This window comes from Rhizobiaceae bacterium, assembly GCA_023953835.1.
In the GTDB taxonomy this organism is placed as follows: Bacteria; Pseudomonadota; Alphaproteobacteria; order Rhizobiales; family Rhizobiaceae; genus Mesorhizobium_G.
Genome location: JAMLJB010000002.1, coordinates 307,623 through 334,092, shown reverse-complemented (window position 1 = coordinate 334,092; position 26,470 = coordinate 307,623). Strand labels below are relative to the sequence as shown.

Genomic DNA, 26,470 nt, shown 5'->3' with positions numbered 1-26,470 from the left:
GACAATGCAAGTCCGGGCCGAGTGTGCCACAGCCGGACGCAACTGAGTATAGCTCTCGTCGTCTCACAATGAATCAGGGCAAACGAAGCCGGAAAACGCGGCCAGACCGAACGGATTGCCCACCTGTCCGGCCTGTAGCGCATAGGCGACATCGCGCCCGCCGAGGATGAAGCGCAGATGCGTGGCGTCCGCCGCCTGTTCGGAACTCGCCGTGTCGAACAGCCGCTTGGCCGCCCATTGGCCGGTGAAGCGGCGGCGGGATTCGCGGCCCTGCAATTCCGGCATGATGGCGAGGCTGGCCGAGGCGGCGGGCGAATCGCCGGGCCAGTTGACGACCATCGGCGCATTGCCGGTCTGGTAGCTCTGCACCACCTGGCCGTTGATTTCGAGGAATGCGAGGTCGGCGTCGTTGTGGAGCGAAACCGGCGTGACGGTGAGCGCAACGGCGGGCAGCGCCGTTCTTTCGGGGAAGAACGCGTCGCGCAGTTGCGCCGCCTGCTGGAAGGGCCGCAACGCGGCAGGGGAAAGCTCGCGCCCGATCCTGCCGTCCTGCTTCCAGCGCCATTCGGGCTCGCTGAACTCGACCAGCGAGGACAGGTTCTGCGCGAAGAAGCGGTCGATCGTGCCGCCGGGGCCGAAAAGCCGGGCGAAGGCGTCGAGCGGCACTTCCTCGCTCGCGCCGGGGTTGAAGGGATATCGGTTGGCAATCACCTCCTGGCAGGCGCCGGTCACGGTTTCCTTGAGCGCCGCGTTGATCTGGGCGATGGAGGTCTCGGCGGCCTCGCCCTCGAACTCGTCGGCGGCGGCGCGCACCATGCCCGCGAAAACCTTCGGCAGGCGTGAGGCGTTGTTGCGCAGGCTCGAAATCTGGAGCACGAAATTCGAATCCGCCCGGTCGCTGCGCTGCGCCGCCGCGTCGGCGATCAGCAAGCTGCGATAGATGTCGCGGAAATTCTGGACCAGCGTGTCGATGGGCCGCTCGCCCGGCCTGCCGTCCACCACCGACTGGAAGGGCCGAAACTGCGCCGCGATTGCAGCACCCGCGGGCATCCCCGCCGCCGAGGGGGCCGTGCCCGCGCGGGCTTGCGACTTGCCGCCGGAGAGCACCAGACCGATGCGCGCGAGCCCGGCGGCGAGCCTCGTGTCGTCGCCTGCCGCCTGCGTCAGCGCGGTCTGGCCGGCAATGCCCTGAAGCACGCCGACCAGCGGCGAATCGGGAGCGGCGAGCGCGGCGAGTGCCGGATATTGCGGGGCATCATCCGCCAGCGACCTGAATTTCAACCGCTCGATTGCCCCCGTCCACGCATCGACGAAATCCTTGCCGTAGCGGTTGAGCAGTTCGGGGCCGAGCTTCGGCAGGTCGCGCTCAAGGTCCGGCAGCGCGCCGCCCGGCCCCAGTACCCACTGGTCGTCCACGAGCCTGCGGGCGATCTCGGAAAGGGCGGGCAGGAAAACCTCGTTGAAGCCGCGCGCGGTGTAGAAGCCCGGCACCGAAACCGATGAAAGGCTGCTCGCATCCGTCGTATCGAACACGAGTTGCGCCTGCGCGCCGCCGCCCGAGGCAAGCGCGTAGTCATGAGCCGAGGCGGCGTGATGCGCCGAGCCGACGATGGCCGTCGCCCTGTCCGCCAGCGGCAGGGTGCCGAGCGCGCGCTGTGCCGCCTCGACCAGCCGCCGGTCGGGCGGATAGAGCGGGTCGTAGGCGTCGTCCACGTCGAGCATCGCGCGCAGGTGCCTTTCCAGCCGCGCGCGGCCCTGCTGGTTCTGCGGGCCGGGGTAGAGCCTGTCCTCCCAGTCGCGCGTGAACCATGAGACGATGAAATCATTGTCGATGCGCGGCGCGGCCCCGGTCAGCATCAGATAGGCCTTCAGCGGCTCGTAGAGCCCGGCGGGATCGGCCGCGCCCGCCGTGATCGCCTGTTCCAGCTCCAGCAGCAGGCGAGGGCGGAAATATCGCTCCAGCCCACGGCGGTAGGCAATCCCGCGCGCCGATTGCAGCCGCCGGCCGGGGTCCAGCCCCAGCGCTTCGCCGGGCCTTGCCGACAGGCCCGGTTCGCCCGCCACGGGAAGCTCGCCGATCAGGTCGAGCGGCTCGATGACGTTTTCGAGGTCAGGCTGCGTGACCGTCGCCTCTGCGACGGCAGGCGGTGCATCGGTGCGGTAGCTGTCGAGCGCGGCGCGGATGTCGGCGGTGCGCGCCTGTTCGCGCAGGAGCGCGAGCGCCATCGCGCCAAGCGCCGCGACCACCGCCAGCGACACCGCGCCGAGCCCCGCGAAGCGAAGAAGGGCTGCGCGCCGCGCAATGGCGCGGTCATAGGAAACCCAGCCGGATTCGGCAAAGACCACCTTCTTCAACAGGTCGTGCAGGAAGAAGCTGCGGCCCTTCCCGGAGAGCGGCGCTGTTGTCCCGAAGGCGCGGCCCGCCGTGCCGAGAAACTGGTCGATGGGGCTGCCTTCCTGCGTGCCGGAGGTGAAGTAGAAGCCGCGCAGGATCGCGCCGGAAGGGCGTGCGGGGTCGAACACCTGCCGCAGGAAATTGACGGTCTTGTCCTTCAGCGCGCCGAATTGCGCCGGAAACGCAAAGACCGCCGCGCGCGCCTGCCGGTCCACGGTTCCGGCAAGCCGGTCGGTGACGCGCTCCGCCACGCGGTCGGCCAGCGCATCGAAGGACGCCGCCGACTGCTCCACCATGTTTCGCGTGCGGTCGTCGGTCTGGAAGGTCTCGCCCCACACCGCCTTGCGGCCATTCTCGTCGAGGTCGCCGAAAAGCTCCATGAAGCCGCTCACCAGATCAGCCTTGGTGAACAGCACATAGACGGGAAAATCGATCTTCAGCGTATCGGCGATCTCGTCCAGCCGGTTGCGGATTTCCGCCGTGTGGACGCCCAGCGCATGACCGTCGAGGGTCATCAGATCGTGCAGGCTGATGGCCAGGATCACGCCGTTGAGCGGTTGCAGGGGGCGGTGCTTCTTCAGGGCCGAAAGGAACGCCAGCCAGCTCTTGCGGTCGCGCGCGGCGTCGGATTCGAGCGTCGTGTAGCGGCCTGCCGTGTCGATCAGCACGCCGTCGTCGGTGAACCACCAGTCGCAGAAGCGCGTTCCGCCGACGCCCGCCACCGGCTGCGCCGCGTCGGACCCGGCCAGCGGAAAGTCGAGGCCCGAATTGACCAGCGCCGTGGTCTTGCCCGCGCCGGGCGGCCCGGTGATCACATACCAGGGCTGCTCCTGAAGGAAGCCGCGCCCGCGCTTGCGCTTGAGCGTCGCGACGGCTGCGGCCATGCGCTCCTTGAGCACGGCGGCGTCGCTCTCCTCGTCGCTGGCCCGCGCCATCGCCTCTTCCAGCGCCCGTTCGGCGCGCCGCACCTGCCAGAACCGGAAGCCGTAATAGACGGCGAACAGGCCGAGCGCGCCCGCGATGACCGCGATCCGCACCGCCTCGCCTTCAAGCGGGCGGGCCTCGTCATAGGCGATCAGCGGCCCCGCATACCACACGGCGGCGCTGAAGCCTGCAAGGGCCGCGAGGCTGACAAGGCGAAGCAGCCAGTTCAGCATTGCGCTGCCCGCAAACACGCGCCGGCCACGCTCATGCGCCTTGCCCGCGCGCGATCAGCAGGTCGACGCGCCGGTTCCGCGCCTTGCCTTCGGGCGTCGCGTTGTCGGCCACCGGCTCGTCCTCGCCCTTGCCTTCCACCTCAAGCGCAACCTTGCCGCCGATGGCTTGCGCGAGCCGCTTCTGGACCGCCTGCGCGCGCGCCACCGACAGGTCGTAATTGGACTTGAAGATGCTGGTGCGTCCCGGCTTGTCGCTGTCGGTGTGGCCGACGATCCTGACGGGTCCGCGCTCCGTTCCGAGGGCGGCGGCGAGCGGTTCGGCAAGGCCTTCGAACTCGGGCTTCAAGATGGCCTTGCCGGGCTGGAAAAGCTGCTGGTTGCCGATTTCGACGACGATGAAAGCGCCCTTGGCGGCGACCGTCAGGCTTCCATCCTCGATCTGCCGGGCAAGTGCTGCGCGCAGGCGCTCGAGCTGGACATCGGCGGGTGGCGGCGGTTCCGCGGGCGGGGGAGGCGGCGGGGCTGCGCGCAGCACGGGTACGAACGCCGCATGTTCGATTGCCACGGGGGTCGCAGGCGTCAGTGATAGGATTTCGGCGGCGACGGCCTCGCCCTGCCGCGCGATGCGCCCGCGAACCTCCACGAACGCGCCCGCGACCAGCGCGCAGCCCGCTGCCGCGAAAACCCAGACCGGAATTGCGCGACGGCTGCGCCTGCCGCCCGGCACGACCGGCTGCCATTCGGCGGACAGGTCCCGCATCGGCGCGGGCCGGAAATAGCGCAGCACCTGATAGGTGTCCCGGCGAACGGCGTCGAGGCGGGCCGGGCCGTCCTCCATGCCCCGATACTGTCCCTCGAAGCCGAGCGACAGGCAGGCATACATCAATTCGATCACGTCGCAATGCGGCTCGGGATTGCCGAGCGCGCGGTTCAGCGCGTCGAAGAAGCCCGCGCCCGCCGCGTCGGTTCGGAAGAAGCGCGCCAGCATGCCCATCGGCATCCATGTCGCGGGGCCGATGCCGGGCAGCGCCTGCACCATGTCGTCAATGGTTTCGCACAGCACATAGCGCGCGACGCGGCCATCGCCCTCGTGCACGTCGCTGCGCGTGACGGCAAGCTCGAAATCGTCGACAAGCTCGGCCAGGCGGTCGGCCAGCGCCTGCGGCTCGACATCGGGCGGCGACCGGCTGAACTGGCCGAGCAGGATCAGCAGCGGCGCAGCGGCGGCGATCAGCGGGTTGGCGGACCTTGTGGCGATGCCGCTGCCGGCTTCCTCCAGCACCTGCCGGTCGAAACGCGAAGCGGCGGGCGGCGTCTCGCTCCAGCCCGCCACATGCCGCTCCGCGAAGCCCGGATCGAACACTGTCGCTTCGGCGCGCGGCGTCGGCGCGCGGGGGACGGGCGCCGCGCCGCGCCCTGCCTGCCGCACCCTGCCGATCACCGTCTTTCCGTCGCCGAAGGGATCGTCCTTCGAACTCATGCCGCCAGCCGGTCTCCGCCCGTTGATCCTCGGGCAAGTCTACCAGATGTCGCCGGAGATTTCGCGGGCAATCCAGAGGGCTGCGGCGGATGGTTACTTCTGCCTGCTCGCCTTCGCATAGGCCTCGCTGAAATGTTCGAGGAAGGCGTCGAGCATGCCGTTCTCGTTGCGCTGTTCCTTGTTTTCCCAGACCTTGACATAGGCGTCCCAGGCGCGCGCCTTCTTCGAGGCGAAAGCCGACGAAACGATGCGGCGTTCGACCGCTTCCGGCGACAGCTCGTCGAGCAGCGCGGCCAATGCCGACTGCATCGCCGCATAAGTCGCAAGCTCATGCGTTTTCAGGTCGCCAAACGCATCCTCAAGGCTGCGGCGCGCGTCGAGATAGCCCTGGCTGCGCCGCGCAAACATCTTTTCCAGCATCTCCTCCGTTCCCGGCACGAATTTCAGCGGATTGTTGCCGGTGCTGTTGAGGATGGTGCGGTCGGTGCTGCGGGCCAGCACCTTCGCGGCGGCGCGTGCCTTGAGCAGCAGCGCCAGCTCGTCCACGACGATCCGCAGGAACACGCCGATCTCGGCGGCGACCTCCTGCGGGTCGCGTTGCAGAAACACGTCCGGCGACACGCCCGCGCCCGCCGCGATGTCGCGCAATATCCGCGCCGCGTCTTCCGTGCGCACGGGCGGCGTCACCACGGACGGCTCGCCGAAAGGCTTCGTCTTCGGCACGGGCGCAGCTTCCTCGATGGCGACGCTGATGACATAGCGCCCGACGCGCAGCCGGTCGCCCTCCGCAAGCCTGTGCGGGGAGGCGATGCGTGCGCCTGCCCCGTTGAGGAACGTCCCGTTGCGGGAAACATCGGCCAGCCAGTAGCCGCCATCCGCCGCGCGCACCTCGCAATGCACGCCGGAGATGAAGCGGTCGGGGTCGGGCAGCACCCAGTCGCAATTCTCCCGGCCTATCCGGAAGTCGCCGGAGGACGAGAAGCTGGGCGGGCCGCCGTTCGGCAACCGGTCCACATTTTCAATCGTCAGTCGAATGGTCATCAGCGGGTCGCAAACAGCGCCGTCCAGTTCGGGAAGATCAGCCGGTCAATCGCATTGTATCAGCATAGCGCGGGAAGGTTACAGTCCGGTTTGCGCACACGCTCCGGTGGATAGCGCCACACGGTTGAGTTGTGATAGAACTATATACAGGGTCCCACGCCCCAGGAGAGGCCCCATGGCAGATGAGCGCGTGGCGGTTGCCCACACACCGCTCGGCGACAGCACGCTGATCTTCACCCATCTCGCCGGTCGGGACGAGATCAGCCGCCCGTTCGGCTACAGGGTGCGCTTCGTCAGCACCGACCTGAAAGTCGATCCGCTGGCCATGCTTGGCGGCATCGTGTCGGTGGAGCTGGAAGCCGATCCGAAGCGGTGGTTCACCGGCCATTGCGCGGAGTTCCGGCAGATCAGGATCGAGGGCAAGCTCGCCTATTACGAGGCGATGGTGCGGCCCTGGTTCTGGTTTCTTTCCAACACCAGCGACAACCGCATCTTCCAGAACATGACGGTTGTGGAGATCGTCGAGAAGATCTTCTCCAAATACGGCATCGCGAAATTCGAGAAGCGGCTGCAAGGGTCCTACAAGCCGCGCGAATATTGTGTCCAGTATTCGGAGAGCGACCTCGACTTCGTGCAGAGGCTTCTGGAGCACGAGGGCATTTTCTACTTCTTCGAGCATGGCGACGGCGAGCACACGATGGTGCTGGCCGATGCGATGAGCAAGCTGAAGCCTGCTCCCGACTACAAGACCGTCGTGTTCAACTATGGCGGCGGCGACAGCCGTCGCGACAGGGAATACCTCACCGAATGGGCCAGCGGCAGCGAGGTGCGCCCCGGCGCCTATGCGCACACCGACTATGATTTCCAGAAGCCCGGCGCCGATCTCATGGCGAAGTCGGAGCAGCCCTTCGGCCATGCCGAAGCCAAGGGTGAGGTCTATGCCGATCCCGGCGTCCACCTCGACACCGGGCGCGGCGATGCCATCGCGGCGATCCGCCGCGAGGAATTGCAGGCCACGCACCAGCGCATCGCGGCGGCCGGAAATGTGCGCGGGCTTTTCCCCGGCTGCACCTTTTCGCTGGAGGACCATCCGCGCGACGACCAGAACCAGGACTATCTGGTGGTGACGGCGGAATATCATCTGAGCGATCCGGCATACCGCTCGGGCGCGGACCCGGACGGCCCGACCTTCCGCGTCGTGCTGGGGCTTTCGCCGACATCGCTGACCTATCGCCCGCCGCGCATCACGCCGCGTCCGCACATGGCGGGGCCGCAGACCGCCGTCGTCGTCGGGCCGTCGGGGGAGGAGATCTTCACCGACAAATATGCGCGCGTGAAGGTCCAGTTCTATTGGGACCGCGAGGGCAAGAAGGACCAGAACAGCTCCTGCTTCGTGCGCGTTTCGCAGACATGGGCAGGCGCCAACTGGGGCTTCATCCAGATTCCGCGCATCGGCCAGGAAGTCATCGTCGATTTCATGGAGGGCGATCCCGACCAGCCGATCATCACCGGCAGGGTCTACAATGACGAGCAGATGCCGCCCTACGGCCTGCCGGGCAGCGCCACCCAATCGGGCTGGAAATCAAATTCGTCGCTGGGCGGCGGCGGTTCCAACGAATTGCGCTTCGAGGACAAGGCAGGGTCCGAAGAGGTCTATTTCCACGCCCAGAAGGACCATGTGCTGGTCATCGAGAACGACCGCACCAAGACCGTTCACCATGACCAGAGCGACCGCATCGACCATGACGCCAAGCACTCCGTCGGGCACAATCTCGACGAGGACGTGGGCAACGACAAGACGCTTTCGGTTGGCCATGACCGCACCGGCACCATCGGCAACGACGATACCGAGAGCGTCGGCAACAACCGCGCGCTTTCCGTCGGCTCCAACGAGACCATCAGCATCGGCGCAAATTCCACCGAGACCATCGGCGCGAACCATTCCCAGACGGTGGCGCTCAACCAGTCGGTGACGGTCGGCGTGGCCCGCGTCGACACGGTGGGCGCGACAGAGGCTCGCACGGTCGGCGCGGCGCAAACCATTTCCGTCGGCGCGACGCGCAGCGTTTCGGTCGGCGCGGACCAGAGCCACAGGGTGGGCGCCAGCGACAGCGTTTCCGTCGGTGCCGCGCAGACCATCCAGATCGGCGCGAACCAGTCGACCTCCGTCGGCGGGGACCAGACACTTTCGGTCGCCAAGAAGCGTTCGTCTTCCATCGGCAATGACGACAGCACCGCCGTCAGCGGCGCCTATGCACTGTCCGTCAGCAAGGCCAGTTCCACCAATGTCGAGCAGGACATGACGGTCAAGGTCGGCAAGAAGCTGATGATCGACGTGGCCGACGAGGTGACGATCAAGTGCGGCAGCGCCTCGATCATGATGAAGAAGGACGGGACCATCCAGGTCTCGGGCAAGGACATCACCATCAAGGGAAGCGGCAAGATCAACATCAACGCTTCCTCGGATGTGAAGATCAAGGGCAGTACGATCAACAACAATTGAGGGTGGGTGCCATGGAAGTTCTCAGTCGCATCGACGGCGTGGCGATCGGGCTGCTGATCGGATTCGACGCGGGCGCGCCGCTGGTGGTGTTCGCCGCCAATCCCGCCGACACCGCGCTCGCCGCGCGCAGCCTGTGCGAGCTTGACGGCAGCGCGGTCGGCGCGGAAGTGGCGCTGCTGTTCGAGGAGGGCGATCCGGCAAGGCCGCTGATCGTCGGCAGGATCGTCGCCCCGGCGGTCAAAAAGAGTGAGGTGCAGGTGGTGCGCGACGGGCAGACCGTCTGCATCGAGGCCGAGGCGCGTCTTGAGTTGCGGTGCGGCGACGCGTCCATAATTCTTGAAAAGGACGGCAGGATTTCCATTCGCGGCACGCAGTTGACCAGCCACGCGCGCGGCGTCAATCGCATCAAGGGCGCCGCCGTGCACCTCAACTGACAGGCTCTGACCCTGGATGCTGCGCGTCGCCACCATTCCCCCGCTCGTCGACCTGCACGCGGAAGACGCGGCCTTCCTGTGGTCGCGGCGCAGGCTGGAGATCGACGGCCCGTTCCTCGACGCCACGGAAATCGGCAGGATCGACCAGCGGCTGGAGGCCAACCTCGAAGGGCTGATGGCGGCGGGCGAGGCTGGCTGGCAGGCCGCGCTCAACCGTTTCGAGGACTATGCCGAGCCGCCGGAACTCTTTGTCATAGGTGCGATCGCGTTACGCTCGGGGGAGGACGCCGCGCTCGGCAAGGCTCTCGACCTCGCGCGCCCACTCGGCGCGGAGGGCGTCGCGGCGCTCTCGGCCGCGATGCTGCACGGCCCGCGTGAGGGGCTGCGCGGCCACCTCCCCGGATGGATCGACGCGCGCGATCCGTTCCTGTGCGGGCTGGGCCTCGCGGTGCTGCGGCACTATCGCGCCGATCCCGGCGACCGGCTGCCGGAGTTGATCGGCGACCGGGATGCGGGCGTGCGCTGCGCTGCCCTTGCGCTTGCAGGCGCGCTTGGCCGCGTCGACATGCTGGTGCCCGTACAGGTCGCGCTCGACGCCGAGGCGGAGGAGGAGCGCATGGCAGCCGCGCGCGCCGCCTGCCTGCTCGGTGAAGCGCGGCTGGCGCATCCGGTGCTCGACCGCATCGTGCTGGCCGGCGGCGCAACTGCGCTGGAATGCATCGAACTGCGGCTTCTGACCACCCCGAAAGAGCAGGCGAAGCGCTGGCTTCAGGGCAATCTCGGCAGGCAGCACCTGCGCGCCGAAGCGGTTCGCTCGATCGGCCTTTTCGGCGAGCGGACGATCATGCCTTGGCTGATCGAGCGGATGCGTGACCCCGAATTGTGCGAGGCCGCCGGGCTGGCGTTGCGCGACCTGTTCGAGGTCGATTTTGGAGACGTCAGCCTGTTCACTGCCGATCCGTCAAGCCTTGGCGAAACCTTCGCCGATATCGATGCGCTCGCGCTGCCTGTAGCTGACGCAGTCTCCCAATGGTGGGACGATGGACGGGGAGGTGGCCGAGGAATGCGGCCTTTCCGCTCGATGCGCCGGGAGCGACTGGATGCGCTGACGGAGGCGATCGCCGAACCTGCCCGAGTGCTCGGCAACTGGCGCAGGACGCGTTCCTATCCGATGTGGATGTGAAACGCTCTATCTTCGACGCACGGCACTGGCGATTGCCGCGGCGCGCAGACCGGATTCCGACGCCACCTCGCACATGGCCACGGGTCCCGGTGCATAGCCGTTGCGGAAGCTGTCGGCGGCCAGCATCAGCGCCAGCGCGCCGCCCGCCGCGCCGATTTCACCGACCGTCATCGCGGGATATGCAATCGGGAACATATCGCGGCGGGTGCGGTAGAAGCGGGGTCCCGCGATCAGCGTCTCGATCCCGGCATAGCGCTCGCCATTGCTGTTGGAGACGATGAAGTCGATGTCCGGTTCGGACGGGCCAGGTCCGGAAGCTGCGTTGCGCAGCGCACCAAGCATGGCGCGGCCCTGGCTGTAGCGGTCGGAAAGGACGCTGTCGGCTTCCTGTGCGATGCCTATGCCGGAGACAGCGACTGCAGTCCCCGCTTTTCCCGAGCCGTCACGTGTCAGGCACACGAATACGGCAGCTTCACCCGGCACGAGACCCTGGCCATTGTCCGGCCCCTTGAGCCGCCCCGCTTGTCCAAGGCGCGTGAGGTCCGCCTTGTTGACAAGGCTGTCCACGCCGCCGAGCAGTATCTGTGCGACGCCTTCTTCTTCCATAAGGTGGACGGCCCGCTCCGCAAGCCCGATGGTGACGGCAGCACCTCCGTCGATTGCACGGGATGCGGGATGAAAAACATGGCCGCTCGCTTCGCTCACTGCCGCGAGAAAATTCCGTGGCGGTATGTCCTCGAAGGCGGGATGGTTTCGGAAATTCTCAGGCAGTGCAATGAACAGCGCCGTCGCGGCAACTGTTTGCGGGGGAATGCCATGGACCGCCTCACGGATTGCGCGCGCGGCCATGTTGACCAGCCATTCGCCCTGGGTGCGGCGAAGATTATGCCGAGTGGGGATACGGGCAACGATCTGGGTCGCCCCGATAGGGTCGGTGAGCGTCATTTCCTCGAATGAGGAAAGGCTTGCACGGATGGCGGCGAGTGTCTGCCGTGCGTCGAGCCCGGCGGGCGTCACCGCGCCGGCCCCTGTCAGGTAGAGAGGACGCTTCAAGGATGCCATACCGGCTGGTCCGTCAAGGTGCCGTCGCCGCCCAGAGGATTGAAATATGCCTTGCGCTTGCGTCGAGCACTCAGCCATACCGGCGATACGTGGCCGAAAACGATCTCCCTCAGCGAGGGTGCGTTCCGACGCAGCGTAAAGGATAGCCGGGCCTTCAGGGTGATGCGTTCGAAATCAGGCTCGATCAGCACTGTGTCGGGCGCGAATTCGGTATCTTCGATCCTGTCGTCGAAGATGAGCCTGACCGGAGCAGTGACGCGCGGCAGCCGGAAATCCCAGCGTCCTGACGGGGTGAGGCCAACAAGCGTGACACTTTCTCCGCCGGCAAGACGCGGCAATTGCTGGTCCTCCGGGGTGGAAAGATTGTGGCGCGGATCAAAATCCTTCGGCGGCAGGGGCCATTGTGAATCGAGCCAGGCCTTGTCATAGCTGCCGGCATAGCTGAGGCGCGGCTGCCAACCGCGTCCTACAGCGCCGAAACCGGCCGGTCTTGGACGATCCGAAGGGCTGAGAAAAGGCTCGCCCGGATAGGTAATGTTGGGCGCTTCCGTCCTCACCGAGGGATCGGCGGAAGGCGCATGGTGAAAGCCGACACCCACCGGATTGCGCTGATCGATCTTGCCATCGGGCGTCGTGCCGCCATAGGAGCGCTCGTAGACGACCGGCATGGTGCGGAATGGAGCGGGCGCGCTGAAGCTGCCCATATCGTAGATCCGGTCCCCAACGACATTGAGCACCTTGCGCATCGCGCCGACGCGGATGCCGACCTGCATCTCGCGTGCAGGCTTGCCATTCGGCGCGTACGCAGTGCCGTTGACGAGTATTTCCGCAGCCGGCTTGACCGGCGCTATGTCGGCCTCGTAGCGGTTCGACGAAAGGACCGGATTTCCGAAAGGCACGTCGCCAAACGTAACGGGCAGCTGCTCATCAGCGGGGCGCAATCCACCGTCTTCCGGGTCGGACTGAAAGCTGGCCGACAGCATCACGACCAGCACTTCCTGACCATCTGAATTGAGCTGGATATGCGTTTCGGCATCAAAAGGCGTGCGATTTTCAAGCCAGACAGCCGCACTCATCGCTCAGGACCAGTTTCTATTTTCGTCAAGGCCGATCGGCCAGTAAGGCATGCATGTAAGCAGGCGAATATACTCCGTGCGGTCCTCCTCGACCAGCCAACCGAGCAAGGCGACCTGCGGCGGCACACGGTCTTCAGGGGGCAGCGCCCGGTTGACCTCATCGAATGCCAGCCAGTAGGTACGGAAGAACCAGACGACTTCCGGCGCGGAGGCAGGCCCTGCAAGTCGCTTGCTATAGGCCAGATCGACGGCCTCGTCTTCCGGGTGACCGTCCTCCGTAAACGCGTCAACGCAGTCCTGCCACCATGCGTCGCCGATCTCATAGGCGGTCTCGAAGTCGGTAATATATTGGGCGTAAAGCGATTGGTGTTCGCTGCCGGCCTGGGTGAGAGGCCGTGCGCGGCCCTGGTCCGTGACCAGTGGAGCGAGGTCGTCCGGCGCTTCGAGGAGCTGCTGCACCGCCTTTTGAACGTTGTGGACGATCTTGAATGCCACGTCAGCAATACTCCTCGTCGGGAGAAAGCCCGATGGGCACGAAGACCATCGCCTTGACCAGCCCGTACACATCGGGCGCTACATCCGGCAGATCATCCACCAGGAGGTCGATGGGGAGCTGAAAATCGGCTTCCTCGTCCTCGTCTGTGCCCCAGTCCTCTTCCGAAGCGGTTGCCGATGATGGTTCGCGCGTTTCGTTTTCTACATTGAGGGCATCGATCTCGAGGAAATATTTGCGAAAGATATGCAGGACCCGCGGGTGGGCGGTAGGGCCCGCGGGCCACCGTCTTTCAAAATCATTGGCCGGCTTTGTCGTGATGTCGCTCGGGTCGCGTATCGCATTGGCTTTCCACCATGCCGTAATTTCGGGCAGGATCTGCCGCATTTCGGCGAGGTAGCGTGCCTGGATATCCTCGTAGCGCTGATCCATATCGCCTCTCTCTCTAGCCTCCGCGGCTGGCTCGCAATGCGTCGGCGGCTGCCTTGACCTTGGTGCCCTGGCTGTTTGAATGTGCGCGGCAATGCGGCCGGACCATTTCCGGCTGGCTCATCAGTTCCTTGAACCCGGCAGTCTTGAGATGGCAGCCTCCAAGTTCCCATGCGCGGTTTAGCGGGGGCTGGTGGTCCGGGGTCATTCTCTTGCGATCCCGGTTCTTGTATATCTTCCTCCGCCTCCTGCCGTACCTCGCTTCGTAGCCCGACTTTCGCATCCACTTGCCGCCGGGGGTCTTTGGCTTTTTGCCTGCCCGGATCTGCTTGGCGCACTCCCAACACTTCTTGCCGTAAACCTCGTCCTCCTGTGCCTGGGTAATGCCGGGCCGATGCTTCTCGCTTTCATACGGTTTCGGGCAGGGCGTTCCCGGCTCGATGCCGAGTTCGATGAGCTTGTTTTCAAGAAGCGTTCTCGCGCCCGGCGCGGTGCAGTTCGGTGGCGTGCATGACTCGTTCTGCAAGATCGGATCTGTATGGCGGCAAACTCCCTTGCCCTCGACCTTCACCGTGAAGGACCAAAGCGAGAAGCTGCCTTTCCCCTTGGTGACGTGGGTGACCACGCCGCCGCCCTGCGTGCCCGCCTCGTTGCCGGTGCTGGTGGCGATCTCGGAACTGTTCTCCAGCGCGGTCGGGCTGCCGTCGGCCTTGACGCTCTTGCTGCCTTTCGTGAGGTCGCTGGCAAACAGCATGTTGACGTAGGGTACGGGAACAGGACCGGTCGGCGGCGGAGGTGGGCTGAGGCACACGTCGCCGGGCGCCGTGCCGGTTCCGCCACTACTCTGGTGGAACCAGCCCAGTTTCTCTGCAAAGACGGTGCATGCCACCTAGAGCGTCTCCGTTTCCGGCCGCGCCGCGCGCATGGCGGGTAGCCCGTTTTCGGCAAGGTCGTGAATGTCGGCAAAGGCCAGTTCGTGCACCTCCCAGTCGTCGAGCCAGAAGGCGATGCGGTCGCGGCTGTCGGCGCTGCCCGGCTCGGGCAAGGCGGCGATGCGCCCGGCGATCCAGTTTTGCGCGCGTTCCTCCTCGACCATGCCCTGCACGATCGCCGCAACCGCGTCGTACCACGGGTCGGCGGCGTCGGGCGGGGCCCCGAGCCGCACGACCGCGAACGGATAGCGCCTGCCGATGCGGTCGCGGCTCATGCGCCACACGCCCGCGCAGGGCTGGTCGCCGAAAATGCCCGCCCGGATCGCGAAGCGCCAGGCGCGCGGGTCGAGCGCGCCGTCGTCGGGCCGCGCCCGAAGTTCCATCGACATCCAGCGGTCCCAGCGGTCCACGAAGACGCGCGGCAGGCCCGAGGCGATGAAGTCGCCCGTGGCGGGAATCTTGCCGAAGAAGCCGGTGGTCATATCTGTGCCGGACAGGTGAATTTCTTGAACATTTCGAGATTGTAGGGGTTCTCGACGCTGGCGGCCTTCAGCTCGAAATCGGCATAGAAGCCCTGAGCGCCGAGACGCAGATTGTAGACGTCCGCCAGCGAGGTGGCGGTGAAGCGGCCCGCCCGCAGCAGGCGCAGCCACGCCCAGCTTCCGGTTTCGGTGACCATCACCTCCGGCGAGCCGTCGATCGGCTGGAAGGCGAGCGAGATCGCACCCGTGCCGTCCTTGCCGGGCCATGTCATCGGCTGCGGGCGCGTCGCATTGTTGAAATAGACGAGCGTCTGCCCGTCGAGATTGAGCGAGACGCGCGAGACCGTGGGCGACAGGTCCTTCGGTTCGAGCGTGAAGCTCATCACCGGGCCGGTCCCGCCCGGAAACAGGTCGTCGCGTATGTGGCGGGCCTGCTCGAATGCCGCAAGCGCGGAAGGATCGAGGCCGAAATCGGCGCGCCATTTCCACGGCTGGGTCGTGGTGTCCACATAGGTCAGCAGGTGGTCGTTGGTGAAGGCGTCGATCATTCCGGCAGGCCCGAACAGACGGGCGAAATCCTTGACGTTGACATCCACCGCGCTGCTGGCGTCGAAGGGATAGCGATTGTTGAGCGCTGCCTGGCAGAAGGGCAGGATCTCGGCCCGCCAGATGGCGTTCAGCTCGGACGTCACTGCCTTTTGCGTCAGGCCGCTCGTGTCGCCCGCGATGCCGCCGAGCCAGTCGTCAACCGGGTCGGGCAGGATCTGCGCCTGCCGCGCCACCGCGCCGGTCAGTTCCGCCAGTCCGCCCTGCTTCTTGATCGCCTCGCTCGGGTCGGGCGTCGCGTTGACCGTCTGGAGCACGTTGGAAAGCGCGGTCAGCGCAACCACGGCGGCGTCGAGCGCGGGCGGCTGGCCGTCGACTTCGGCGATGGTGCCTTTCAGCGGCTTGAAATGCTCCGCCACCAGCGTGCCGGTCAGGTCCACCTGGTCCGACGAACCCGCCTTGGGCAGAAGCTTCGCGCCCGCCTTCGCCAACTTGCCGAGCTTTCCGAGCTTGCCCAGCAGCTTGTTCCCGGCCTTCTTCTGCGCCTTGTTGTCGCCGCCGCCTTCGTCCTCGTCCTCGCTGCGCGTCAGGTCCGTTTCGCGCACGACGGCGGTCAGCAGCCGCTTCAGCGCGGAGTCGGCCGAGGACAAGTCCTTGAGGTTGTCGCTGGCGACCAGCAGATTGGTCAGCGGCGCAAGGCGCATGTCGCGCAGAAAGCTGTCCCACTGCGCGATGAAGTCCTCGTAATAGAGCTTCAGCACGTCCTCGGTCAGGGCAGGCACGGATGTCTCCGCGTTTTCCGAGCAGCCGCCCGCAAAGACCGCGCGGTCGAGCGCGGCCTGCGCCGAGACATCCTCGACCCGGTCGAGGATCGCGTCATGGAAGCCCGCATAGGTGAAGGCGCCCGCAATGCCGCTGCGGAGCGTCTTGCCCGAGGTGCGCGTGAACACCTTCGCCCCGTTCGGTCCTGCGAAATTGGCGGGGACCCATTCCGGCAGCCCGGCGACGTCGGGATCGGCCAGCAATTGCTTGTAGGCGCGGGCGGGCAGCGAGATGGTGCACACGCTTTTCAGCGCCTCGGCGACCAGCGCCTGGTCGGGCTGGATGTAGCTGTCGTCGATCGCCATGCGCCGGATCGCCGCCAGCTGGTGCTCTTCCGCCGTCTCTGTCGGGAACAGCGCGACCGGTGCGAAATCCGGCAACTGATTGACCCACCAGTCCTGCACGAAATCTGTGTCCATCTGCGACAGGCCGGTCATCATGCGGTAGGTCTTGAGCGCGCCGAGCATGAATTCCGGCTCGCGAATCTGCCGCCACATCGTGGCTTCGAGCGCCGCCACCATGCGCGGTTCGAGAACGTTGCGCAGCGTGCGGTCATAGGCGTCGGCCTGCGCCTGCGCCAGTTCCGCCCCGGCGGACGGCCCGGCCTCGTTGCGCAGCGCGGATGGTGGCTCGACGCGCGCCGCGACCACCTCGTCCATTGCCGCCAGCGCGGTGTCGAGGCTCGGCTGCTCCACCTGCACGGGTTCGGCGGCAGCCGCCGCGAGCGGGCGCTGCAAGGCTTCGAGCTGGCCCGACTGCGTTGTGACCGCCTGCCGGTTGTCGAAATAGGAAAGCGTGAACAGCGCGCCCGCGCCGATCACCGCGAGGCCGCAGGCGGCCGCCGCGCCGCGCCAGATCCACGCGCGCCGCCTCAGCGCCGCCGGATCGAACGTGCCGAGCCCCGCCTCCCTGAAGATGACTTCGGTGAGCAGGTTCTTGAGGAAGAAGCTGCGCCGCTCGATCCGGGGGGCCAGCATGGAGCGCTTCGGCGGCAGGCCGAAAGAGCCTGAAAGGGCAGCGGTCAGCCGGTCGATCGGCGCGCCTTCCTGCGTCGCCGATGTCAGGTAGATGCCGCGCAGCCACGGCGCTTCCTCATAGCGCGTCTCACCCGCCACGGTCTCGATCAGAAGCTGTATCGGCTCGGACAGGCTTTCGAGCTGTGCCGGAAAGCGGAAAATCTCGGCGCGGCCCTGAAGATTGTCCTCCGCCTCCAGCTTCGGCACGAGTTGCCCTTCGAGTTCGCGCGAGAGCGCCGAAATCTCGGCGGCGACGGCCTTGGCGTCGATGCGCCTGTCGAGCGCGAAGGTCGTGCCCCAGACCTGTTCCCGTCCGGCGGTGGACAGCCCGCCGAAGAACTGCTCGAAGCCCTTGATGAGATCGGCCTTGGTCAGCATCAGGTAGACCGGCAGGCGGATTTCCAGCCTTTCGTTCAGTTCGGCAAGGCGGCGGCGTATCTTGCGGCCATGCTCGCGGATCGCGTCGTCGCCTTCCGACAGCGCATCGACCGAGAGCGCGACGATGACCCCGTTCAGCGCGCGGCGGCCGCGGTGCTTCTTCAACAGGTCGAGAAAGCCCAGCCACTCGGTGGCGTCGACATCGGGCTGGCTTTCCTGCTGCACATAGCGCCCGGCGGTGTCGATCAGCACCGCGTTCTCGGTGAAGAACCAGTCGCAGTTGCGCGTGCCGCCCACGCCGTGAAGGTCGTCCGACAGGTCGAAGGGGAAGTTCAGCCCCGATTGCTTCAGCGCCGTGGTCTTGCCGGTGGCGGGCGGCCCGACGATCACATACCACGGCATCTCGCGCAGGAAGCGCTTGCCGAGCTTGCGGCGGCGCAACTCGCTCACCACGCCCTGAAACTTCGCGCCGACGGCGGCGACGCTTTCCTCGCCGGGGGAGGGTGCGGCGGGTTCGGGCGCGGGCGCGGCGATCTCCTGCACGAACATGCGGTTTGCCCGCATAGCGCGGCGCTGCGCGACGATCATCCAGATCAGCCACAATATGACCAGCGCGGCGATCACCACGATGCGCACCGTGTCGTCGGCGAGCGGCTGCGCGGACCCCACGCTGATGATCGGGCCGAACACCCAGATCAGCAGCGAAAGCAGCGCAAGCCCGATCAGCATCCACAGGATGCGAGAGGTGAGGACCGCCCAGATGAAGCGCAAGATGAACATCCTACAGCCTCTTCTCGACCAGCACTTCCACGCGACGGTTCAGGGCGCGCCCTTCACGCGTCGCGTTGTCCGCCACCGGGTCGGTGGCGGCGCGGCCCTCGGACTTCACGCGATCGCGCGGCACGCCGTTTTGCACGAGGATGTCGGCGATGGTCGCCGCGCGCGCCTCGGAAAGCCGCTGGTTGGTGGACAGCGGATTGCTGCGCTGGAGCGGCACGCTGTCGGTGTGGCCGACGACGGTGACGTTGCCGATCAGCTCCTCATTGTCGACGATGACCTTCGCCACGGAGGCGATCAGCGGATCGAACCCGTCGGAAAGCTCGGCGCGCGACGACTGGAAAAGCTCGGGGTCGGAAGCCTGTATGACGAGGCGGGCAAGCGAGATGCTCTCATTGCCCTTGAGCGCTGCGCGCAGCGCCTCGGGAGCCGCCGCCTGAAACTCCGGCAGAAGCGCGAAATCCACCACCGGCGGCGGGGGCGGCGGCGTCGGCTCCTTCGCCACCATGCGGGTGATGCCGACGCGGTCGGGCGGCGGCAGGGCGCGCACCAGCGTGGAAAGCTCGGTCGCCTGCGAGGACAGGCCCATCGACAGCCCCGCATAGACGGCGGTGGCGAGCACGACCGCAGCCAGCGCCATTACCCAGATCGGCACGATGAAGCGCGGCGGCTCGTCGGACGCGACGACGCCCTTCCAGTGCGGCGAGATCGGCGCGCTTTCGGTGTCCGGGTTGCGCAGGAAGCGCGCGGTGGCGACGCGCACGGCGTTCAGCGAGCGGTCGCCTGCGCGGCCAGGCACGCGGTATTTTCCGCGAAAGCCGAGCGCCAGACAGAAATAGAGCAGTTCGAGAAGCTGCGGGTCGCGCGCCGGATTGCGCTCCAGTTCCTCCAGCCGCACGAAGAACTGGGTCCCGGTGTCCACATCGCCGCGCAGCATGACCACCAGCGGCTGGCGCGGCCAGGCGCTCGCGCCGCCCCACGGCGTGTTGAGCGCGAGGTCGTCGAGCAGCGCGGCCACCGCCCATGCGGCCTGATCGGCGCGCTCCAGCGAGGCGCCCGAGGCCACCGCCGCATCGCGTGAACGCACCAGCGTGTCGAGCAGGCGCGTGCGCAGCGTTTCCGGGTTTTCCGGCGGCAGGGCGCTTTCCAGTTCCGGCGCGAATTCAAGCAGCGGCGCAAAGGCGCTGACCAGCGCGTTTGGGTGCGCGCGGGCGCGGTTCACCGCAACCGCATTGGCCGAGGAGGGCACATAGGCAGGGCCGGGCGCATAGGGTTGAGGCTCGGGCGGCGCGCCCCGCCGCTGCGCGGGCGTGTCCACAAGGCGGATGCGGGTCCGCTCTCGATCCTCCGACAGTCCGAAAGGATCGTCCTTGCTCATGGCCCTACCTGTTCACCGAAAAGCAGTCGACCTGCGGCTCGCTGGGCAGCACGCCCGAAACGCCGATCACGAAGCCCGGCGCGTCGAGCAGCGAGGCCCAGTGCTCGCTGCGCTGGTCCAGTTCGAGGCACAGCCGGTCGCCGTCATAGGGGATTTCGCGCGGCTGCGAATGAAGCGGCTTCAGCGGGATGCCCGGCAGGCGCGATTTCCACAGCCCTTCGAACTCGTCCGCCGCGCCCACCGTCACCTGGTTGACGAAGATCTTGCGCAGCGCATCCTCGGAAAGCTCCGAGCCGACCCGCACCACGATGCGGCTCGACGTCAGCAGCTTCGGATTGTCGATGCGCACCTTCCACACATTGGTCGAATGCTTCATCACCGGCAGCGCGCGCGATTTCGGCTCGACATAGCGCAGGCTGAGGATCAGCGAGCGCAGCGTGTCGGCAAGCGCCACGAAGGCAGGCGCGGGCGCCATGTGGTCATAGGGCGGCAGCTCTGTCAGCCGTCGCGAACTCGATCCGTAGGTCGCCATCGATCCTGCCAGCCCCGCCAGCTCCATGTAGAGTTCGGCGGGGTGGAACACGTCCTGCGCCAGCATGTGGGCAAGGCGCGGGCGGGCGGCGTTGGCCAATTGCAGCATCAGCAGGTCCTCGACGCTGCGCCCCGGCCCGCCCAGCACCACCTTGCCATGCGCGTCGGCAATGGCGTCGAGCCCTGAAATCAGTTCCTGCAACAGCCGGGCATACCAGGGCGCGGCGGCGGTGATGAGCGTCGGCGGCAGGAACGTATCGACCATCGACACGCTGCCGTCGGCCTTCAGCCCCTTGATCTCGGCGATCGGCAGCGCGGTGTAGCCGCCCACGGACTTGCCGGGCGGCAGCAGCAGCGCCTCGGGCCGCGCGATCTCGATTTCCTCGGGGTCCGCGCCGCCCTGCACGGCATCATTGACCGAGACGATGCGGCCGCGATAGCGCGCCCCGCTCGGGCTGGCATGGGCGGGGTCGAAGCCGACGCCGCCCTCCGGTTCGAGCGGCACGGCGATCAGCACCGGGCCTGCCGGTACGTCGGCGGAAACCGCCAGCGGGGCAGGGGGGTCCATCGTCTCCGGTATGGCGAAGGGCGTGCCGTCGGGGAACAGGCCGCGCGCCGAAAGCACCGCGACCTGCCCGGCCTCCAGAAGCGCATGATCCAGCGTCAGCGAGCGGAACCCGTAGGTTTGCAGGCGGCCCGCCTGCAACGCTCCGCGCACCGTCGCTTCCATGTAGCGGTCCTGCTGCTGGAAGTGCTGTGTCCTGAGGAACAGCCCCTCGGACCATAACACCCTGTTCGCGTCGGTCATGCCCGCACGTTCCTGCGATCCATCGGCCTGCCTCAGGCGGAAATCCCGCCGCTCCCCAGTTTCACGTTGATCGTTACCGTCGATCCGGCGGAGACGGATTTGGTGGTTTTCCAGTTTCGCCCGCCGGGGTCGCGGATCAGCGCCACAAAGCCCAGCGCTGCCGCCTCCGGCTCCACCGTGATCGTCTTGGAGGCGGTCGCCCCCGGCGCGACGGCGATGGAGTCCGAGCCGATCAGGTCACCGCCGAGAACGCCCGCAGCACCCCCCTGCAAGGCGAAATAGTCGGCCTGGTTGAACGCCGCCGTGCTGCGCAGCCGGTAGATCATCACCGTGACCGGGCGGTCGCCGCCGCCGGGGCCGGGGTTCATCCCGGCGTTTCCGGCAAGGTTCACGGTGACGGTGGACGGTTTCGGCGGGCCGCTCTGGCAGGCGGCGAGAAAGCCGGTTGCGCCGAAGGCTGCGATGAGGTCACGACGGTTTATCATGGTTCACTCTTCCTCATAGGCGTCACGAAAATCAGCGCCGATCTCGCCCAGAAAGCGCGTTTCGGCGCTTTGGGCGATTTCGCGGTGGCGTTTGCGGTAAAGCTCCCAGAGCATCGCGCGGCGGCCCCCCGAAAGGGCCGCGCCGAGCGTTGAGCCGGATTTCAGCTCCTCCTCGATCGCCGCCGGGTCGAAGCGGTCGATCATCCGTCGCAGCGCGCCCTGCACGCCACGCCAGGCGCGCACATGGTGGCCCGCGAGGTCGCGCACCGAATCGATGATTGCCGCCTCCCCGTTGAGGAAGCCGGGGCTGCGCCCCGAAAGGACCACGGCCAGCGCATCGTCCACGCCGGGCAGGAATTTCAGCGGGTTGACCTCGGTCGAGCCGACCACGGTCTGCGCGACGCGCGCATTGTTCTTCTCCTCCGCGCGCTTGCGCAGCAATTGCATCAGCCCGTCCATCATCAGCCGGTATTCGCGCCCGAGCCGTTCCATCTCCGCGATGGGGTCGGCGTCCGCCGCATCATGGTCGGGAAGGCCGAGGCCGCGCATGAATGCCGCGCGCAACGCCTGTTCGGAAACCGTGGCGGCAGCCGGCGGATCGGGCGCGCGCGCCACGCTTGGCGGCGGCGGGGCGACGGGCGCCGGGGCAGGGGCCGGAAGCTCCCATGGGTCGGGCCGCGCGGGCTCCTTCGCAGCCGGCTGAGGGTTTCCGTTAGCCGGCTTCGCAGCCTGCCCGAACGTCTCCGAACGGCTGGTGCCGAAGCTGAAATCGTCGAGGCCCTGCGGGAGGTCGATCGCCGTCCGCTCCACAGGCGGGCGGGGTTTCGCGGAGCCGCCGAATGGATCGTTTCCGGGACCGGGGGAGGCGAGAGGATCGAGGCTGAACGGGTCGTCGAAGGCCGGGCCGTTGCGATTGCCTGCGGCGGGCGGCGGCTGGTGGCCGGTCGTGCGCTGCTGCTCGAAGGGCGTGGGCAGGTCGGACGGGCGCGGCCTTGCCGGTTCCTCCTCGGTGCGGATGGAGAAAAAGTCGTCGCTTTCGAGGTTGCTGCTGTTGGCGGGGGCGGGGCGCGCGGCGCTTGGGGCGGGCTGGGCGTCGCCGCCCGCCGCCACCTCCACCCAGAGCACATAGTCGCCGAGCCGCAGCCGCATGCCGTTCCTGAGCCGCGTGGAATTGCCGGAGCCCAGCGGATCGGGCGAGCCGTCGATGAACAGGCCGCTGGAAGAAAGGTCGGTCACGAAATAGCCGCTCTGGTCGCCGGTGATGCGGCAGTGCGCCCGTGAAACGAACATGTCGGGGTCCTCGATCTGCCAGTCCGCCTCCGAACTGCGACCGATCAGGAGTTCGCCCTTGTCGAGCCGGGCCTCGCGCATCGCCTGGGTGCGCGGCCCATGTTCCAGCTTCAGTATCAGGCTCATGCGCCGATTCCCATCGGTTCAGGCCGCCATCCCACGACAGCGCGCAGACGCATGTCGCCAGCATCCCCCTTTTCAGGGCGGCGTGCAAGCCATGCGGTTCTGCCGAGCCGCACCGCGCCGAGCTTCGGCGGGGGCACTTCGCGGGCCGCCACCACCAGCCGCAGATCCACGTCCAGCCCGCCGCCCGCCAGTTCCAGAACGGCGCGGCGCAGCATGTCGAACTTCGCGCCAGCCGGGAGGAAGGTTTCATATTGCGCGAGGCTCATCGGCCCCAGTTCCAGCTCGACCCGGCTCTGGCGGGTGAACACGCGCGGGCCGATCACCGCGCCGCCGCCGAGCGCCATATGCGCCGTTCCGAGCCGCGATTGCAGCGCGGGCGGCACCTTGATCCAGGCCGCGACGAACTCCTTCAGCCGCGCCGCCACGCCGAATGCCTGCGAGACGAACAGGGTCAGCCGCTCCGGGCCCTCGACCTGGCTCGCGAGCGCGGCTGCCTGCTGCAACTTTACGAGGTCGAGCGCGGCGGTCGCGCCGCCGGAGGTTCCCGGCAGCCCGATGCCCGCCATGGATTGCAGCAGCGCGCGAATGCCGCCACCCGCCACCCGTTCCACCTGCACGGCGGGGGTGGAATCCGCCCATGCGCGATAGAACAGCGCGATCATCCGGTGCTGGAGCACATTCATGAATTCCACGAATGTGGTGTCGCTCGTCTCGCGCTCCGCGCCGCCCACGAACCAGCGCTGCGAAAGCCGGTCGAGCACCCAGCGTGTCAGGTGCAGCGGCATCGGGCCTTCGGGGCCGAGCAGCCCCAGATTGGCCACCGTCACGCGCGTCGGCTCTCCCGCCGCCTGCCGGAAGCCGATCACATCCTGCACGGCAAAGCCCAGCCGCACATGCTGCCCGAGCCGCGCGGGCTCGCGCTCGGGCCGCCCGGCATGGCCGAACAGGCTGCCATCCGCCTCAAGCCGCCGCAGCAGTTCGAAGAAATCGAACAGCTCCGGGGGCGGGCCGCCGGCGGCGGTCAGATCAGGTGACGGTTGCCGGGCGCCATCGGCCATGCAACATCCTCCTGTCCGGGAAGAAGCCTGGTGCGCGTGCGCACGAAGCCGTTGACCCCCGCATAGCGCGCGAACAGCCGCGACAGCAGCGCCGACAGGAGCAGCGTGCTGTGGCCGGCCATCACCGACTGGTCCACATGCAGCACGATCTCGGTTCCGCGACCGAAGCACATCGGCCCCGGTATGGCGAGCCGTTCGACAACCGGGCGGCTTTCGATGCGCACGATGGAGCGCACATGACGCGCAAGTGCCGGGTCGCCGCGCTCGGCATAGAGGTCCAGCACCGCGTGCAGCGGGTCGGCCCCCCGGCCTTCCTCGGCAAGGCTGAGGAAGTTCAGCGAAAGCTGCGAAATGAGCCGCCAGGCAAGTTCCTCGGCGCGGGATTCGCCTGCCGCGCTGGTGGGCAGCGCCGCCGCCACCGCCGGGCGCGGAGGACGCAGCGCGCCGAGCAGCCGGATCGTCTCGACCGGATCGCCGCTTTCAAGGATCAGCGTCGGCTGGTCGTCGAGGATCGGCAGGTCACGGTTGGTGCAGAGCGCCGCCACGTCCAGCCTTGCGGGAGGCGGCGTAGCGCCTGCATCGACGGGCCGGGAAATGGCGAGGAAAGCGTCGTCGCCAAGATAGGAGGTGCGCGTCATGCCCTGCCGCCGCTCGTCGTCGGCGGGGCGGCGGGGCCGCCGCTCGATGGAATAGACCCAGCCCCTGCCGCTGTTCTGCCCGAGGCTGAACAGGGCGGGGATGTTGGCCTCCGCTCCTTCCGCGTCGGCATCGGAAACGCGGATGGGCCGGTAGATCTCGAAGTCGCGGGGCCGGGTGCGGTCGGCGTGCAGCACTTGCCGGGTTTTGCGCAGATCGGTTTCCACGATGTCGCATTCGCGCTCGAACAGATTGATGACCGGCGTCGCGAACAGCGCGAAATCGGCAGCCGCCATGCCGGAAAGTTCAGGCGCGCGGCGCTTCAGCAGCAGAAGGATCTCAAGCTTGTCCTCCGCCTGCCGCACGGCGGGCAGCAGCCCGTCGATGCGCATGTAATGGAAGCGCTCCGGCATCATGAAATATTCGCGCAAGAGCCGGTAGCCCTCGAAGGTCGGTCGCGTGCGCGGCATCAGCGCCTCGTCGTCGCCAATGCCGATCATCGCCGGGCCTGCCGCACGCGAAAGCCGGTTGGCGCTTCCCGCCTTGCGCGCGCCGACCGCCGCGCAGGCGCTGAACAGGCTGTCGAACAGGGTCGGGGCTGTCTCGCGGCGCGGAAAGTGCAGGTCGAGCCGGTCGAGCGAAAGCTCGCCCATGCGCGCCTTGCCGACGACGGAGAGCGTGATGCGCAGCGCGGCCTCCGCGGTCGCGCCCGGCAATTGGACTCCGGCGGACAGAAGGGCGCTGCGGTCCTGGAGATAATCGACCGAGGCGATCTCGACCGGCCACAGCGTGACGTCCTGCGCGGTGGTGAAGGTACTGCGCGTGGCAAGGCCGGGCCGCAGGCTGGAGACCAGCTTCGCGCCGCGCTTCACCACATGACCGCCCAGCATGGTCTGCACCTGCTTGCCGGGCGTGAGAACGGCGGTTCCCGTGGCGGGGGTAGGCGCGATCAGGTCGGGATAGAGCACGTCGAGGATGGCGCGGCAGAAGCGCGAGCGCTCGCCGTCGATCTTCAGCCGCGTGCGCGCGGCCAGAAACGCCACGCCGTCCAGCAGCCGCTCGACATAGGGATCGGGGCAGGGCACGGTGTCGAGCGAGAGATTGCGCGCGACCGCAGGGTGCATGTCGCTGAACTCGCTCGCCAGCGACCTTATATGGGTCAGTTCCTCTTCATAATATTGCAGGAAGACCCGATCCATCAGGCCTCCTGCAAGCGTGTGTCGGCAGCGCCGTTGTCGAGGTTGATGGTGGTGCGCAGCTTCAGCCGCTCGGGCGTCGGCGTCATGATGAGCACGGCGTCGATCTCGATCCTCAGCCCTCCGCCCTTGTCGCCGGTGTTCACCGTCACCTTCGTCTCGCTCTCCTTGAGGCGCGGCTCGAAGGTGGCGAGCACGGCGCGGATTTCGCGCGCCAGCGCGTCGCGGTCGAAGTCGCGCGCCGAGCGGCCCGAAAAGGACGGCACGCCGTAATTGATGACGCTGCGGCGCACTTCGGGGAAGTCGTTCAGGTCGGGCAGGTAGCCCGCGGCCTTGTGCTCCTCGGCGTCGGAAAGCAGCGGCTGCGACTGGTAGCGCTCTGTGTTGAACAGCGCCTCGATGTCGCGGCGCACGGCCTCGCGCAGCACGTCGGGCGAAACGACGACGCCGCGCCGCTCCAGTTCGGCGCGCCGCTGGTGCTGGAAGCCGAGACGCAGCAGCCGCTTGCGCTGCTCCGTGGTCAGCGTGCCGTCGGCGTCGATTGCGCGCACGCCGCCGGCCACAAGCGCGTCGAGCCGGTCGCCAAGCTCTCCGCGCAGGCCCTGCTCAAGGCCGTCGATCTCCGAGCCGAGGCCCGGCAGGTCGTTGACGAGGCGGTCCCAGAGGGAAGGCTGGACCGCCTCGCGCGTGGCCCGGTATGGCGCTTTGGTCTTTTCCGCCATGCCGTCAGCCCATAGGCATCGGGGCCAGGCGGAA

General features: G+C 67.3%; 20 protein-coding genes. 3 read left to right on the top strand and 17 right to left on the bottom strand.

Annotated elements, in window-relative coordinates:
* Positions 1-63: 63 nt before the first annotated feature.
* The 3 genes from tssM (M9924_19435) to tagH (M9924_19425) form a co-directional block, all read right to left on the bottom strand.
* A complete protein-coding gene (gene tssM / locus M9924_19435) occupies positions 64-3,552 on the bottom strand; it encodes a type VI secretion system membrane subunit TssM (GenBank protein ID MCO5066559.1) in 3,489 nt (1,162 codons plus the stop codon).
* A 31-nt stretch (positions 3,553-3,583) separates the two neighbouring features.
* On the bottom strand, positions 3,584-5,032 hold the full coding sequence (icmH, locus tag M9924_19430; protein ID MCO5066558.1) for a type IVB secretion system protein IcmH/DotU: 1,449 nt from the start codon (positions 5,030-5,032) through the stop codon (positions 3,584-3,586).
* 93 nt (positions 5,033-5,125) lie between these two features.
* The gene (tagH, locus tag M9924_19425; GenBank protein MCO5066557.1) at positions 5,126-6,073 is read right to left on the bottom strand and encodes a type VI secretion system-associated FHA domain protein TagH; all 948 of its coding nucleotides are present in this window, start codon (positions 6,071-6,073) and stop codon (positions 5,126-5,128) included.
* Positions 6,074-6,248: 175 nt separating this feature from the next.
* Between tagH (M9924_19425) and vgrG the strand changes: the two genes are divergently transcribed.
* The 3 genes from vgrG to M9924_19410 are packed head-to-tail and all read left to right on the top strand — an operon-like array spanning position 6,249 to position 10,193.
* Positions 6,249-8,576, top strand: a complete 2,328-nt coding sequence (vgrG, locus tag M9924_19420; GenBank protein ID MCO5066556.1) for a type VI secretion system tip protein VgrG — start codon at positions 6,249-6,251, stop codon at positions 8,574-8,576.
* A gap of 11 nt (positions 8,577-8,587) precedes the next feature.
* Positions 8,588-9,010, top strand: coding sequence for a phage baseplate assembly protein V (locus M9924_19415; protein MCO5066555.1), 423 nt, complete (start codon positions 8,588-8,590; stop codon positions 9,008-9,010).
* 16 nt (positions 9,011-9,026) lie between these two features.
* The gene (locus M9924_19410; protein ID MCO5066554.1) at positions 9,027-10,193 is read left to right on the top strand and encodes a hypothetical protein; all 1,167 of its coding nucleotides are present in this window, start codon (positions 9,027-9,029) and stop codon (positions 10,191-10,193) included.
* A 6-nt stretch (positions 10,194-10,199) separates the two neighbouring features.
* On the opposite strand, the gene M9924_19405 is transcribed toward M9924_19410, so the two are convergent.
* Genes M9924_19405 through tssE form a run of 14 tightly spaced genes read right to left on the bottom strand, consistent with a single transcriptional unit; the run spans position 10,200 to position 26,436 of the window.
* On the bottom strand, positions 10,200-11,255 hold the full coding sequence (locus tag M9924_19405) for a hypothetical protein (GenBank protein MCO5066553.1): 1,056 nt from the start codon (positions 11,253-11,255) through the stop codon (positions 10,200-10,202).
* Positions 11,243-12,331, bottom strand: coding sequence for a DUF2169 domain-containing protein (locus M9924_19400; protein MCO5066552.1), 1,089 nt, complete (start codon positions 12,329-12,331; stop codon positions 11,243-11,245). Before M9924_19400 ends, M9924_19405 begins: the two co-directional genes overlap by 13 nt.
* Before the next feature lie 3 nt (positions 12,332-12,334).
* The gene (locus M9924_19395) at positions 12,335-12,826 is read right to left on the bottom strand and encodes a hypothetical protein (protein MCO5066551.1); all 492 of its coding nucleotides are present in this window, start codon (positions 12,824-12,826) and stop codon (positions 12,335-12,337) included.
* 1 nt (position 12,827) lies between these two features.
* Positions 12,828-13,256 carry a hypothetical protein gene (locus M9924_19390; GenBank protein MCO5066550.1) on the bottom strand — a complete coding sequence of 143 codons (429 nt, stop codon included), beginning with the start codon at positions 13,254-13,256 and terminating at the stop codon, positions 12,828-12,830.
* A 13-nt stretch (positions 13,257-13,269) separates the two neighbouring features.
* Positions 13,270-14,142 (bottom strand): DUF4150 domain-containing protein, encoded by an 873-nt coding sequence (locus M9924_19385; protein ID MCO5066549.1) that lies wholly within the window; start codon positions 14,140-14,142, stop codon positions 13,270-13,272.
* Entirely contained in the window at positions 14,143-14,667 is a 525-nt protein-coding gene (gene tagF, locus M9924_19380; GenBank protein MCO5066548.1) for a type VI secretion system-associated protein TagF, read from the bottom strand.
* The gene (tssM, locus tag M9924_19375) at positions 14,664-18,209 is read right to left on the bottom strand and encodes a type VI secretion system membrane subunit TssM (protein ID MCO5066547.1); all 3,546 of its coding nucleotides are present in this window, start codon (positions 18,207-18,209) and stop codon (positions 14,664-14,666) included. The genes tagF and tssM (M9924_19375) overlap by 4 nt, the downstream gene beginning before the upstream one ends.
* A gap of 1 nt (position 18,210) precedes the next feature.
* Positions 18,211-19,584, bottom strand: coding sequence for a type IVB secretion system protein IcmH/DotU (icmH, locus tag M9924_19370; protein ID MCO5066546.1), 1,374 nt, complete (start codon positions 19,582-19,584; stop codon positions 18,211-18,213).
* 4 nt (positions 19,585-19,588) lie between these two features.
* A complete protein-coding gene (gene tssK, locus M9924_19365; GenBank protein ID MCO5066545.1) occupies positions 19,589-20,923 on the bottom strand; it encodes a type VI secretion system baseplate subunit TssK in 1,335 nt (444 codons plus the stop codon).
* 32 nt (positions 20,924-20,955) lie between these two features.
* Complete coding sequence (tssJ, locus tag M9924_19360) at positions 20,956-21,408, bottom strand: type VI secretion system lipoprotein TssJ (GenBank protein ID MCO5066544.1); 453 nt, start codon at positions 21,406-21,408, stop codon at positions 20,956-20,958.
* A 3-nt stretch (positions 21,409-21,411) separates the two neighbouring features.
* Positions 21,412-22,824 (bottom strand): type VI secretion system-associated FHA domain protein TagH, encoded by a 1,413-nt coding sequence (gene tagH, locus M9924_19355; protein MCO5066543.1) that lies wholly within the window; start codon positions 22,822-22,824, stop codon positions 21,412-21,414.
* The gene (tssG, locus tag M9924_19350; GenBank protein MCO5066542.1) at positions 22,821-23,882 is read right to left on the bottom strand and encodes a type VI secretion system baseplate subunit TssG; all 1,062 of its coding nucleotides are present in this window, start codon (positions 23,880-23,882) and stop codon (positions 22,821-22,823) included. The genes tagH (M9924_19355) and tssG overlap by 4 nt, the downstream gene beginning before the upstream one ends.
* On the bottom strand, positions 23,846-25,717 hold the full coding sequence (tssF, locus tag M9924_19345; protein ID MCO5066541.1) for a type VI secretion system baseplate subunit TssF: 1,872 nt from the start codon (positions 25,715-25,717) through the stop codon (positions 23,846-23,848). Before tssF ends, tssG begins: the two co-directional genes overlap by 37 nt.
* The gene (gene tssE, locus M9924_19340) at positions 25,717-26,436 is read right to left on the bottom strand and encodes a type VI secretion system baseplate subunit TssE (protein ID MCO5066540.1); all 720 of its coding nucleotides are present in this window, start codon (positions 26,434-26,436) and stop codon (positions 25,717-25,719) included. The genes tssF and tssE overlap by 1 nt, the downstream gene beginning before the upstream one ends.
* Positions 26,437-26,470 lie beyond the last annotated feature (34 nt).

Excerpts from the sequence above, each read along its gene's own strand:
- tssM (MCO5066559.1), bottom strand. The coding sequence starts at position 3,552 with ATGCTGAACTGGCTGCTTCGCCTTGTCAGCCTCGCGGCCCTTGCAGGC.
- tssF (MCO5066541.1), bottom strand. The coding sequence starts at position 25,717 with ATGGATCGGGTCTTCCTGCAATATTATGAAGAGGAACTGACCCATATA.
- tssE (MCO5066540.1), bottom strand. The coding sequence starts at position 26,436 with ATGGCGGAAAAGACCAAAGCGCCATACCGGGCCACGCGCGAGGCGGTC.
- vgrG (MCO5066556.1), top strand. The coding sequence starts at position 6,249 with ATGGCAGATGAGCGCGTGGCGGTTGCCCACACACCGCTCGGCGACAGC.
- M9924_19415 (MCO5066555.1), top strand. The coding sequence starts at position 8,588 with ATGGAAGTTCTCAGTCGCATCGACGGCGTGGCGATCGGGCTGCTGATC.
- icmH (MCO5066546.1), bottom strand. The coding sequence starts at position 19,584 with ATGAGCAAGGACGATCCTTTCGGACTGTCGGAGGATCGAGAGCGGACC.
- tagF (MCO5066548.1), bottom strand. The coding sequence starts at position 14,667 with ATGACCACCGGCTTCTTCGGCAAGATTCCCGCCACGGGCGACTTCATC.
- tagH (MCO5066557.1), bottom strand. The coding sequence starts at position 6,073 with ATGACCATTCGACTGACGATTGAAAATGTGGACCGGTTGCCGAACGGC.
- tssJ (MCO5066544.1), bottom strand. The coding sequence starts at position 21,408 with ATGATAAACCGTCGTGACCTCATCGCAGCCTTCGGCGCAACCGGCTTT.
- icmH (MCO5066558.1), bottom strand. The coding sequence starts at position 5,032 with ATGAGTTCGAAGGACGATCCCTTCGGCGACGGAAAGACGGTGATCGGC.
- M9924_19405 (MCO5066553.1), bottom strand. The coding sequence starts at position 11,255 with ATGGCATCCTTGAAGCGTCCTCTCTACCTGACAGGGGCCGGCGCGGTG.
- tssG (MCO5066542.1), bottom strand. The coding sequence starts at position 23,882 with ATGGCCGATGGCGCCCGGCAACCGTCACCTGATCTGACCGCCGCCGGC.
- M9924_19400 (MCO5066552.1), bottom strand. The coding sequence starts at position 12,331 with ATGAGTGCGGCTGTCTGGCTTGAAAATCGCACGCCTTTTGATGCCGAA.
- tssK (MCO5066545.1), bottom strand. The coding sequence starts at position 20,923 with ATGACCGACGCGAACAGGGTGTTATGGTCCGAGGGGCTGTTCCTCAGG.
- tssM (MCO5066547.1), bottom strand. The coding sequence starts at position 18,209 with ATGTTCATCTTGCGCTTCATCTGGGCGGTCCTCACCTCTCGCATCCTG.
- M9924_19390 (MCO5066550.1), bottom strand. The coding sequence starts at position 13,256 with ATGGATCAGCGCTACGAGGATATCCAGGCACGCTACCTCGCCGAAATG.
- M9924_19410 (MCO5066554.1), top strand. The coding sequence starts at position 9,027 with ATGCTGCGCGTCGCCACCATTCCCCCGCTCGTCGACCTGCACGCGGAA.
- tagH (MCO5066543.1), bottom strand. The coding sequence starts at position 22,824 with ATGAGCCTGATACTGAAGCTGGAACATGGGCCGCGCACCCAGGCGATG.